A 9,707-nucleotide genomic window follows, 5' to 3' on the forward strand; every position below is an offset into this window, starting at 1 on the left:
GCCGGTCAGTACCCGGTGGTGTTGACTGGTACGCATGCCACTCACCGGAGAGTACGAGCCAAGTCCCGCGCAGTGGGTCCGTGACCAGGTCGAGGAGATCGAGAGCTCCGGCGGTACCCGGGGCACCTCCTTGCAGGGCCTGCCCGTCATCGTCCTGACCACCCGCGGCGCGAAGTCCGGCAAGATCCGCAAGACGCCGCTGATGCGGGTCNAGCACGAGGGCGCCTATGCGGCGGTCGCCTCCCTCGGCGGCGCGCCCAAGCACCCCGTCTGGTACTTCAACATCCTCAGCGACCCNCACGTCGAGCTCCAGGACGGCCCGGTCCGGCGCGACTACGTCGCCCGCGAGGTCACGGGTGACGAGAAGGCGCAGTGGTGGGAGCGCGCCGTCGCCGCCTTCCCGAACTACGCCGAGTACCAGCGCAAGACCGAGCGCGAGATCCCGGTCTTCGTGCTGGAGCCCACCGCGGACTGACCCGCGCCCGCCGGCCGGCGCGCCCGCGGGCCACGGTAGCCGTCCGTCAGGCCAGCCGTCCGTCAGGCCATCCGTCCGTCAGGCCATCTGCCCGTCACGGCAGCCGTCCTCGTCGAGGCGCGTCCGGCCGGCGGAATCGACGGGACAGGCGCGTGCCCCTCCGCCCCAGCCCGCCCAGCCTGCTCGGCCTGCCAGTCGAGCGCCGCGGGGTCGGTTCCGGCGCCGTCGGCGGAAGCTGCGTCGGCGCGCCGAGCAGGTAGGACAACGACACCGCCGCGATGCTCTGCGCGGTCAGCATGGCCACCAGGATGATCACCTGGAAGCGGGCGGCGGCGGCCGGGGAGGCGCCGCCGAGCAGCGCGCCGACGAACGTCCCGGGCAGCGAGACGAGCCCGACGGTGCGGGTCTGGTCGAGCGGCGGGACGAGTGCCTCGGCGACGCTCTCGCGGGCGATGTCGGCGACGGCCCGCCGCGGCGTCGCGCCGAGCGCCAGCCACGCCTCCACCTCGTCACGGCGGCGGCGCAACCCGTCGGCGAGCCGGCGCCCGGTCAGCGTGCAGGCCGTCATCGTCCCGCCGACCACGCTGCCGGCAAGGGCGACGAGGTTGCGCACGGTCGCCTCCACCGCCCCGGCGGCGAAGACCAGTCCCAGGGCGACCGTCGCGCCCAGCAGGCAGGACACGCCGACCCGGCGGACGATCGCCGGGAAGCCGACCAGCCGGCGCGACGCGGTCCCCACCGCCGCCGCCAGCATGACGGCGAGCACGGCGGCCGCGGCCGCCGGCGCGGCGAACACCCCCCGCAACGCGAGGCCGATGAGCGCGAGCTGGGCCACCGCGCGGGCCGACGCGGTCAGCACGTCCCGGCGCCGCGGCACCCGCGCCCAGGTCAGGCAGGCGACCGCCGCGGCGAGCAGCAACGCGAGGCCCACGACGAGCCGCAGGTTCGCTCCGACATCCACGCCGCCCCGATTCCGGTCCTCGGCCGTCGCCCCCTGCCCAAACGGGACGCCGACGCTACCGCACCGGCCGACCCGCTTCCGCGCATCCAGCCGAACCGGGGCGGGGCCGCCTGCGCTTCCCGCGCCCTCGCACCCGGCCGCTACCGGTGCGGGTTCGCGGCCCTGGGTTGCGAGAGCGCGCCGAGCAGCTCGACCGTGCGGGCCCGCTCCGCTGCACCGGCGATCTGCAGGTTGGCCAGGAGGTGGGTCGCTCCAGCGGCGGCGAGCCGGCCGAGTTCCCGCTCGACCTGCCGTTCGTCGCCGATGATCGCCACCTCCGCCGCGGTGACGACCCCCTCCCGGTNCAGTACCGCCCGGTAGGAGGGGATGGAGTCGAACAGCNCCAGCGCCCCGGCCGCACGCTCGCGCACCTCGTCCGGATGGTCGGTGACACAGACGGGCAGGCCCACGGCGACCTCGGGAGCGGCCCGGCCCGCGGCGGCGTCGGTGATCGCCGGGACGATGTACTCGCCGACGGTCCGCGCCCCCGCCAGCCAGGTCACCGTGCCGTCCGCCACCTCGCCGGCGACGCGCAGCATGGCGGGGCCGAGCGCGGCGACCAGGACCGGCGGCGGCGCGGCCCCGGCCACCCGCGCGTCCACGCCGCCGGTGACCGCGGTGACGGTCTCGCCGCGGACGTCGGCGGCGCCCTCGCGCAGCAGCGGGAGCAGCGCCGCCAGGTACTCCCGCAGCCGCAGCGCCGGGCGGTCGAACGGCAGCCCGTAGCGCTGTTCCACGGACGCGCGGTGCCCGCTGCCGAGGCCGAGCCGCAGCCGCCCGCCGGTCGCCGCCTGCGTCGTCCGAGCCTGGCTGGACAATGCGATCGGATGCCGTCCAGGGATGATCGTCACCGCGGTGCCCAGCGCGGTCTCGGGGATCTCCCGGCCGAGCAGGGCGAGCGCGGTCAGCGCGTCGAGACCGTACCCCTGCCCCAGCCACAGCGACGCCAGGCCGGTGCCGGCCGCCCACCGGGCCCGCGCGACGAGGTCGTCGACGGCGTTGGGAACGTCGGGAGCGGGCGGTTCGAGAACGAGACCGATGGGGATCATGCCGGAAAGATAGTTCGATATTTCCGAACTATCAAACTGTCCGTCGTATGCTGGCGCCGTGCGACGCCTGCCCCACCCGGCCACCGCGGATCTCGACCTCGCGGTGATCCTGCACGCGCTCGGCGACCCGGTCCGGCTGGAGATCGTCCGACGCCTGCGCACCCAGTCCGACGTCACCTGCGCCCCGGCGGGCCTGGACATCCCGAAGTCGACGCTGTCGAACCACTGGCGGGTCCTGCGCGAGGCCGGCCTGACCTCGACGACCGTCGAGGGCCGGCAGCGGCGCATGCGGCTGCGCGCCGCCGACGTCGACGCCCGCTTCCCCGGCCTGCTCGACGCCCTCACCAACCAGGGCGCCAGCACCCACGCCACCCAGGGCACCCAGGGCACCCAGGGCACCCAGGGCACTCAGGGCACCACCATGACCGGTCAGGAAGCGGTCGAACGGATACTGGCCGGAGCCGGCGGCGGTCGCTGGGTCGAGCTCGCGGCACTGTTCGCCCGGGACGCGGTCGTGGAATTCCCCCTCGCCGATCCGGCCGGCCCGCTCCCGCGTCTGCTGCGCGGACGCGACGAGATCGCCGACCGGCTGCGGGATCTGCGCGAGGCGGGGTTGCGGGTGATCGCCGGCGACGCTCGGCTGCATGTCGCCGGAGAGGGGTCCGTCGTCACCGAATGCACGCTGCTGGGCCGTGTCCCGGACGGGTCGGCCTGGCCTGCCCTGCCGGCCGCGCTCGTCACCGATGTACGGGACGGGTTCATCGCCGCCATCCGCTGCTACGTCCTTGATCATCCCCGTCCGCCGGGTTGANCCGCTTCCCCGGATTTCACCTCTCACCGGACAGAAGGCACGATCACGGAACCCCGTGGCCACCGTTCACCCGGCTCAGGAAACGGCGGACGATGTCCCGGAACAGCGCGAGCTGGATGGCGGTATTTCCCGGCCGCGACAGCAGAGCCGCGATCGACCGATCCGCAGAGACAAAGCCGAGAGCGCCCGGTCAATCCACCTCCGACGCGCGCCGACATCCGGGGTGTGACGGTTGTGACACGATGTGATGTCGGTAGCGGACGGTATTCCCGTCATCCGTGCGGTCATGCACCACCGGGGCCAGGGGCCAGGGGCAAGGGCCGGGGCCGGGGGCGGGGGCGACGGGCTCGGCGCGGTTCCGCGGAACCGCGGTTCCGCGGAACCGCACGATCGCCGGGCTGAGCCGGGCCGGGCCCGGCGCGGCATGGCATGGCGCCACGCACGATGTTCCGCCCGACGGGTTCGACGGCAATCTTCTACCATCCGTCGTAGACAGGCGCGCGGACGATCGTGCGGCAGGACGCGCGGCAAGCTCGGAAGGGGCGGACGGATGCGGGTGGACGGCGGGCCGGGGCACGGCCGATGATCGACGGACTGGCGGCCGCATCCATCGCCTGCGCGCTCGTGGCCGGGGTGGCCTGCCTGCTGCAGACCTGGCGCGACCGGGCCGTCGGGGTGGGGCTGCTGGCCGCGGCCGGGGTGGTCGAGGCCGTCCTGATCGCCCAGGTGATCGCCGCGATCGTCGTCGTGGCGGGGGGTTCGCACGCCGACCAGCCGGTGAACTTCGTGCTGTACCTGATCGCCTCGGTCGTCGCGCTGCCCGTGGGCGTGTGGTGGTCCCTGGGCGATCGGTCCCGGTGGGGCAGCGGGGTGCTGGGCATCGCGTGCCTCGCCGTCGCCATCATCGTCGTCCGGCTCGGTCAGGTCTGGGAGAGCACGGGTGGAGGCACAGGTGGATGAGACAAGGCCGGCGGGCCCGGCAGAGCGTGGCCGCGGCGGCTCGCGGACGGCGGGCGGGCCGGGGCGGATCCTCGTCACGGTCTACGCGATCTTCGCGGTGGCCGCCTGCTCCCGGTCGGCGGTCCAGATCTCCACCGAGTTCGACCACGCCCGGCTGGCCTACCTGCTCTCGGCGTTCGCAGCCGTGGTCTACGTCGTCGCGACGGTGGCGCTGGCCCGCCCCGGCGCGTCCTGGCATCGGGTCGCCGTCGCCGCCTGCGCGACCGAGCTGGCCGGCGTGCTCGCCGTGGGCACCGCGAGCGTCGTGGACTCGGCGGCCTTCCCCGACCAGGCGGTCTGGTCGAACTACGGCAGCGGCTACCTGTTCATCCCGGTCATCCTGCCCGTTCTCGGCCTGACCTGGCTGCGCGGATCCGCGTCGCGGGCGCGGGCCGCGGGTCGACCGGCGCAGGAGTCGGCCAACCCCTGAGCCGACGTCCGGCGGGATCGCCGTTCCCCCGGGCCGGCCATCTCGTAGGTTCGCGGTATGCACACCCTCACCCGGGACGAGGCCGTGACGCGCGCGAACCTGCTGCGCGTCGACGGCTACGACATCGAGCTGGACCTGACGGCGGCCCGCACGTCGACGGAGTTCGGCTCGACGACCAGGGTGCGCTTCAGCCTGCGCGAACCAGCGGCGACCCCGGCTCCGACCCCGACCCCGACCTCGACCTCGACCTCGACTTCGAGCGACGGCAGCCCGGCGACGTTCGCCGAGGTCAAGCCGGTGACCGCGCATCTGCTGCGGCTCAACGACCGAGTCCTGGACCCGGCGACGCTCGACGGCAACCGGCTCCCGCTCACCGACCTCGCCGGGTCGAACGAGCTCACGGTGACGGCGACGATGCGCTACTCGAACACGGGCGAGGGCCTGCACCGGTTCACCGATCCCGAGGACGGCGAGGTGTACCTGTACGCCCAGACGTTCCTCGACGACGCCCAGCGGATGTTCGCCTGCTTCGACCAGCCCGACCTCAAGGCACCGGTCCGGCTGACCGTCCTGGCACCCCCCGACTGGGTGGTGCGGGCCAACGGGGCGGGCCGGCAGACCGCCGCGGGCCGCTGGGAGTTCACCGAGACCCCGCCGCTGGCCACCTACTTCGTGACGGTGGTCGCCGGGCCGTACCACCTCGTCGAGGACGATCACGACGGCATCCCGCTCGGGCTGGTCTGCCGCCGCTCGCTCGCGCCCTACCTGGACGCCGACGCCGCGGAGATCTTCGACGTCACCCGGGCGTGCCTCGACCGCTACCACGAGCTGTTCGCCGACCGCTACCCGTTCGGCACCTATGACCAGGCGTTCGTGCCGGAGTTCAACGCCGGCGCGATGGAGAACCCGGGCTGCGTGACGTTNCGCGACGAGTTCGTCTACCGCTCGGCGGTGACCGACACCGAGCGCGAGCTGCGCGCCGTCGTGATCGCCCACGAGATGGCGCACATGTGGTTCGGCGACCTGGTCACCATGCGCTGGTGGGACGACCTGTGGCTGAACGAGTCGTTCGCCGAGTACATGGGCTACCGGGTGACCNCCGAGGCGACCCGGTTCACCGAGGCGTGGACCAGCTTCGCCGTCGGCCNCAAGGGCTGGGGCTACGCCGCCGACCAGCGGCCCTCGACGCATCCCGTCGCGCCGGNGGACGTCGACGACACCGCGCTCGCGCTGCTGAACTTCGACGGGATCTCCTACGCCAAGGGTGCCTCCGTGCTGCGCCAGCTCGTCGCCTGGGTGGGCGACGAGGCGTTCCTGACGGGGCTGCGCGCCTACTTCACCCGCAACGCCTACGGCAACGCGACCCTGGCCGACCTGCTGGCCGCGCTGACCGAGGCGAGCGGGCGCGACCTCACCGGCTGGGCGGAGCTGTGGCTGCGCCGCGAGCAGGTCAACACCCTGCGCCCGCAGGTCACCGTCGACGCCCAGGACCGCTACGAGCAGGTCACCGTCGTCCAGACGGCGCCGGCGGCGTACCCGACGCTGCGCCCGCACCGCCTCGGCATCGGCATCTACGGCCCCGCGGACGGTCACGCGGACGGCGCCGACGCCGCGCCGATCGAGCTGCTGCGCCGGGTCGAGGTCGACATCGACCCGGCCGCGGCGGACGGGCGCACCGCGGTCGCCGCGCTGACCGGCACCGCGGCCGGCCGGCTGCTGCTGGTCAACGACGGCGACCTGACCTACGCGAAGGTGCGGTTCACGCCCGCGGACCTGGCGGCCCTGCCGGCCGCGCTGCCCCGGGTGGCCGATCCGCTGGCCCGCGCGGTGATCTGGGCGGCGGCAGCCGACGCGACCCGCGATGCGCAGTGGCCCGCGGCCGACTACCTGGCGCTCGCCGCCTCCGCCCTGCCGTCGGAGACCCAGCTCGCCGTCTTCGAGGACGCCCTGCGCTTCGCCCGCGCCACCGCGCTCACCCGCTACCTCGCCCCGTCGGCCCGGCCGGGCGCGGGCGCGCGGCTGCACGCCGCCTGCCTGCGGGCGCTGGCGGACGCCGCCCCGGGCAGCGGCCGCCAGCTCTCGGCCGCACGCGGCGTCATCGGATGCAGCGGACCGGACGAGGTTGACGCCCTCGCCGCCTGGCTCGCCGGGGTCGACGTGCCCGCCGGGCTGCTCATCGACCCCGAGCTGCGCTGGACGCTGCTGCACCGCCTGGTCGTGCTCGGCCGCGCCGGCGAGGCCGAGATCGCCGCGGAGGGCCGGCGCGACCGCAGCGCCCGCGCCGCCGAACACGCGGCTCGGGCCCGCGCGGCCATCGCGGACGCCGCGGCCAAGGCGCGCGCCTGGGAGATGATCGTGGCTGACGACAGCGTGTCCGCGCGGCTGATCGGGGCGACCGCCGAGGGCTTCTGGCAGCCCGAGCAGGACGACCTCACCGCCGCGTACGTCTCCCGCTACTTCGAGCAGATGCCCGCGATGAGCGCGCGGCGCACCCCGCACGCCGCCCGCCAGATCGCCACCTTCGCCTACCCGCAGTACGCGGTGTCCGCCGGGACGCTGCGGGACGCCGACGCCCTGCTCGACCGGGGCGGCCTCGACCCGGTGCTGCGCCGGGTCGTCGTCGACGCGACCGACGAGCTCCGCCGCGCCGTCCGCGCCCGCACCTGACCCGACCGGCACGACAAGNGGACCCGAATGGTCCGCAAAGAATTTGTCATCCCGCCGACGTTTGCCTGCGCGAACCGAGTCCTTCGGGCATAGTTGCCGCAGAAACAATGGTCGGCGGGATGGGGGCGGCATGGCAGTCGGCGCACAGGCGCCCAACAGGTCGACCGGTCGGGGCGTGCCGGTGGCCGGCGTTCTTCTGCTCGGCGCCGCCGTCGCCGTGTCGATGGGCGTGTATGCGAAAGTTCACGACCCGGCCGGCCGGCCCGTGTTCACTCTCGGCTTTTCCGGAATGCTGCCGATGAAAGCCTGGCTGACGACGGCGGCCACCCTTCTCCTGATCGTCCAGCTCATCACGGCACTGTGGATGTGGGGCCGGCTGCCCGCCGCGGGTCCGGCCCCCTCCTGGGCCGCTCCGCTGCATCGATGGAGCGGCACGGCCGCCTTCGTCCTTACTCTGCCGGTCGCCTTCCACTGCATCTGGGCGCTCGGTTTCACCGACACCGACGCCCGCGTTCTGGTGCACAGCGTGGTCGGCTGCCTCTTCTACGGCGCCTATGCGGCGAAAATGCTCGGCCTGCGGGTGCGCGGCCTGCCCGGGTGGGCGCTGCCGGTGCTCGGTTCCACGGTGTTGGCGTCACTTGTCGTGCTGTGGTTGAGCGCCTCACTGTGGTTCTTCACCCAGTCCGGAATTCCCCATGTCTGAGCCGACGCTCCCGGGCCCGACTTCAAGGAAGAAAAGATGACCCAGGAAGCGCCGAGCCGGNGGACCGTGGTTCCGGGAATCGCCGTGACCGTCGCCGCCGGGGCGGTCGGCTACGTCGTGGCAGACAGCAGTGACGCGGCGAAGTCCTCGTCCGGCCGGTCCGGCGACCACGGCCGGACGCCGGCCGCCGCCGGCAGCTCCGGCGGCTCGGGGAGCGCCGACGACGCCGACGGCAAGGGCGCGGGCTCGGGCGGTTCGGGCTCGGGCGGTTCGGGCGGCAAGGCGGCGCTGGCCCGGGTCGGCGACGTGCCGGCGGACGGCGGACTCATCCTCGACGACGCCGGCATCGTCCTGACCAGGGACGCCGCCGGCGCGGTCCAGGGCTTCTCGAACGTCTGCACCCACCAGGGCTGCACGGTGAACGCGGTGTCGAAGGGCCGGATCCGCTGCCCCTGCCACGGCAGCGCGTTCGACACCCGCACCGGCCAACCCGTCGCCGGCCCGGCCAAGGCGCCCCTGCCCGGCGTAGCGGTGACCGTCCGCGGCGACGAGGTCTTCCCCGCCTGACCGCCCCCGTCGGCAACCCGCCCCGCCACCGGGCGGCCCGTTTCGAGAGGACAAGCAGTGGACCCGACAGGGCTGCGGATCGTCACCCCGGCCGGCGAAACCGTCCTACCGCCCGACCGCGCGCACGTCGTCGGCCGCGGCCGCGACTGCGACGTCGTCCTCGCCGACGGCCGCGTCTCCCGCCGCCACCTGCGGCTCGAACCCGGCGCCGACGGCTGGCTCGCCCGCGATATCAGCTCCAACGGCATCTGGGTCGACGGCAGCCGCAGGGTCAGCGTCCCCCTCGTCGGCGGCGAGATTCGAGTACACCTCGGCGCCGCCAACGGCCCGCTCGTCGTCCTGATCCCCCCNCCCCCGGCACCCCGGCCGCCCGTCCCACCCGCCGACCCAGACCTCGCCGACCAGGAAACGATCCTCGCCGGCCAGGCCACCCCCCCACCGCCATCCGCGATCCTCCCCCGCCCCGCAGCCCCGCCGCCGGGGGCGCCGGCAGCAGGCCGTCCCCCCGCGCCGCCCGGCCAGGCACTCACGCCCCAACACTCGGTGCCTGCCCAGCCTGGACCGCCGGCCGGGGCTGCTGGGAGGTCCGGACCGCGACCACTCGCGCGCTGGCTGCACGCGCTACCGACCCTCGTCTGGCTCGGGGCGGTCGGTTTTGCCCTCGGAGCACTGCTCGCGCTTACCTGAAAGTGAGATTCCTCCAGCCCGGCCAGCGAGATTGCGATCCCTCCTGGAATGATCAGCGACCCCGGCGCGGTGTCGTCTCCGCCGCGTGACGATTTGTTGCGATCCCTCCAGGGATGATCAGCGACTCGCGCGGGTCGGGCCCGGCGCCGTTCGCCGGCGTTGCGATCGCTCCAGGGATGATCAGCGACCTGCTCGACGTCGGGCTGGTCAACATGCTCGCGATGTTGCAATCCCTCCAGGGATGATCAGCGACCCGCCGGTAGGTCAAGAATAGGCGGAAATAGCGTTGCGATCCCTCCAGGGATGATCAGCGACGCGC

General features: G+C 74.0%; 10 protein-coding genes and 8 pseudogenes. 15 read left to right on the top strand and 3 right to left on the bottom strand.

What is annotated here, in order from left to right:
- Positions 1-34: 34 nt before the first annotated feature.
- The 3 genes and pseudogenes from UK94_RS64140 to UK94_RS64150 form a co-directional block, all read left to right on the top strand.
- The coding region (locus UK94_RS64140; RefSeq protein ID WP_235489630.1) for a nitroreductase/quinone reductase family protein at positions 35-211 on the top strand (177 nt) is incomplete at its 3' end.
- 1 nt (position 212) lies between these two features.
- A pseudogene (locus UK94_RS64145) lies at positions 213-297 on the top strand (nitroreductase/quinone reductase family protein); the annotation flags it as partial.
- Between the two features lies 1 nt (position 298).
- Positions 299-475: pseudogene (locus UK94_RS64150) on the top strand (nitroreductase/quinone reductase family protein); the annotation flags it as partial.
- Between the two features lie 94 nt (positions 476-569).
- On the opposite strand, the gene UK94_RS24380 reads toward UK94_RS64150, so the two are convergent.
- From UK94_RS24380 to UK94_RS24385, 3 genes and pseudogenes are all read right to left on the bottom strand, one after another.
- Positions 570-1,436, bottom strand: coding sequence for an ABC transporter permease (locus UK94_RS24380; RefSeq protein WP_011602801.1), 867 nt, complete (start codon positions 1,434-1,436; stop codon positions 570-572).
- Positions 1,437-1,576: 140 nt separating this feature from the next.
- Positions 1,577-1,779: pseudogene (locus tag UK94_RS64155) on the bottom strand (LLM class F420-dependent oxidoreductase); the annotation flags it as partial.
- Between the two features lie 39 nt (positions 1,780-1,818).
- Positions 1,819-2,524 (bottom strand): annotated as a pseudogene (locus UK94_RS24385) (TIGR03564 family F420-dependent LLM class oxidoreductase); the annotation flags it as partial.
- Positions 2,525-2,582: 58 nt separating this feature from the next.
- Between UK94_RS24385 and UK94_RS34095 the strand changes: the two are divergent.
- The 12 genes and pseudogenes from UK94_RS34095 to UK94_RS74940 all read left to right on the top strand — a co-directional run bounded on the left by UK94_RS34095 (position 2,583) and on the right by UK94_RS74940 (position 9,633).
- Positions 2,583-3,335: a helix-turn-helix domain-containing protein gene (locus UK94_RS34095; RefSeq protein WP_011602799.1), complete on the top strand. Its 753-nt coding sequence runs from the start codon at positions 2,583-2,585 to the stop codon at positions 3,333-3,335.
- A 582-nt stretch (positions 3,336-3,917) separates the two neighbouring features.
- Complete coding sequence (locus UK94_RS24395) at positions 3,918-4,295, top strand: hypothetical protein (protein ID WP_011602797.1); 378 nt, start codon at positions 3,918-3,920, stop codon at positions 4,293-4,295.
- Positions 4,288-4,764: a hypothetical protein gene (locus UK94_RS24400; protein WP_041938952.1), complete on the top strand. Its 477-nt coding sequence runs from the start codon at positions 4,288-4,290 to the stop codon at positions 4,762-4,764. The genes UK94_RS24395 and UK94_RS24400 overlap by 8 nt, the downstream gene beginning before the upstream one ends.
- A 57-nt stretch (positions 4,765-4,821) precedes the next feature.
- Positions 4,822-5,687 (top strand): M1 family aminopeptidase (locus UK94_RS64165; RefSeq protein ID WP_268761595.1); only part of this gene is annotated, 866 nt, incomplete at its 3' end.
- A gap of 1 nt (position 5,688) precedes the next feature.
- Positions 5,689-5,862 (top strand): annotated as a pseudogene (locus UK94_RS64170) (M1 family aminopeptidase); the annotation flags it as partial.
- A 1-nt stretch (position 5,863) separates the two neighbouring features.
- A pseudogene (locus tag UK94_RS64175) lies at positions 5,864-5,911 on the top strand (hypothetical protein); the annotation flags it as partial.
- A 1-nt stretch (position 5,912) separates the two neighbouring features.
- Positions 5,913-5,968, top strand: a pseudogene (locus tag UK94_RS64180) (hypothetical protein); the annotation flags it as partial.
- Between the two features lies 1 nt (position 5,969).
- Positions 5,970-7,431, top strand: a pseudogene (locus UK94_RS64185) (ERAP1-like C-terminal domain-containing protein); the annotation flags it as partial.
- Positions 7,432-7,561: 130 nt separating this feature from the next.
- A complete protein-coding gene (locus tag UK94_RS24410) occupies positions 7,562-8,134 on the top strand; it encodes a DUF6529 family protein (RefSeq protein ID WP_055751671.1) in 573 nt (190 codons plus the stop codon).
- Between the two features lie 117 nt (positions 8,135-8,251).
- Positions 8,252-8,701 (top strand): Rieske (2Fe-2S) protein, encoded by a 450-nt coding sequence (locus UK94_RS24415; protein WP_313949587.1) that lies wholly within the window; start codon positions 8,252-8,254, stop codon positions 8,699-8,701.
- A 57-nt stretch (positions 8,702-8,758) separates the two neighbouring features.
- On the top strand, positions 8,759-9,051 hold a 293-nt coding region (locus tag UK94_RS64190), incomplete at its 3' end, for an FHA domain-containing protein (protein WP_235489602.1).
- Positions 9,052-9,501: 450 nt separating this feature from the next.
- Positions 9,502-9,633, top strand: a complete 132-nt coding sequence (locus tag UK94_RS74940; protein ID WP_268761596.1) for a hypothetical protein — start codon at positions 9,502-9,504, stop codon at positions 9,631-9,633.
- The last annotated feature ends 74 nt before the right edge of the window (positions 9,634-9,707 follow it).

It is taken from the genome of Frankia sp. AvcI1, assembly GCF_001420875.1.
GTDB lineage: Bacteria > Actinomycetota > Actinomycetes > Frankiales > Frankiaceae > Frankia > Frankia alni.